General features: G+C 52.2%; 1 protein-coding gene. It reads right to left on the bottom strand.

Annotated features, from left to right (window positions below):
- Positions 1–92: 92 nt before the first annotated feature.
- Positions 93–638, bottom strand: coding sequence for a hypothetical protein (locus ACR0L1_RS23710; RefSeq protein WP_480861127.1), 546 nt, complete (start codon positions 636–638; stop codon positions 93–95).
- Positions 639–879: the final 241 nt, after the last annotated feature.

Here is an 879-nt window from a genome sequence, read left to right as displayed (position 1 = left end):
GGGGGGGGCGGAAGCTGTGGGACGAGTTGTTCCATTGGTGGCGACATAAGAAACAACAGGTACGCCTTATGAGGTTGCGCTGCGGACGACGCCTATTTTTCAACAATTCCCACAGCGAGACCTTCCGTGAAGCTCAGAGCTACTCTGTCTCCCGGGCTAAGCTGTTCAACAAAATCACGACCAACATCCGTTTCAACCTCGATCATTTGTTCCGTGCCGCTGCTGTCCGTCACAGTGGCGATTGAGCTCGCGGCGTCGAAGGAAACAAAAGTCAGAATTAACGTAACCATCGTTCCGGCAGCCACGCCCGGTGTTGATCCCTCTGCAGCCTGGGCTTCCAATTCAACCATACTGTCAACCTCGCCGGGGAACGCCATGCTTGCAGCTACCCCCAGTGTGTAAACCGCTTTGACTGTGTCGCCTTCTTCAATTTGGTCGAAGTTTACGACTTCCGGTCCCGCAACAATGGTCTCTTCTTCGCCCGTCTCTGAGTTTTGCAGCACGATAAGGCGAGTGTCCGGATCGACCGACTTAACTGTCGCATCGGCTTCGATGGTCACGCTGCGCTCAGCTGTTTGAGCGACACTGAGCGCGGGCAAAATCAAGAAAAATGCGGACGCAAGAAGTTTGATTAGCATATCTTCTCCTAATGAGATTGATGATGGAAGTCTGCAAAGTAGCACACAGTTTCGCAGGATAGCCAAACGTTGCCACACCGCTTCGCAGTTTCAAAGATGTTTGTCAGTCAGCATCAGCAAGGACCGAAGTTCTCGAGCATCAGATTTCCACCAGAGCGCACACGTAATCTTGAGTGCTTGGGCGGATAACGCTTCAGGTTTCGGTCTCATGTTTGCCATTCTTGGTCCTCCGTTTCCTAAA

The organism is Ruegeria sp. J8, from assembly GCF_056531925.1.
Note: the sequence above shows the minus strand (reverse complement) of the source record. Positions and strands in the feature narration are given on the sequence as shown.

What these genes read in the sequence shown, in the direction of transcription:
- ACR0L1_RS23710 (WP_480861127.1), bottom strand. Translation starts at nt 638, where the DNA reads ATGCTAATCAAACTTCTTGCGTCCGCATTTTTCTTGATTTTGCCCGCG.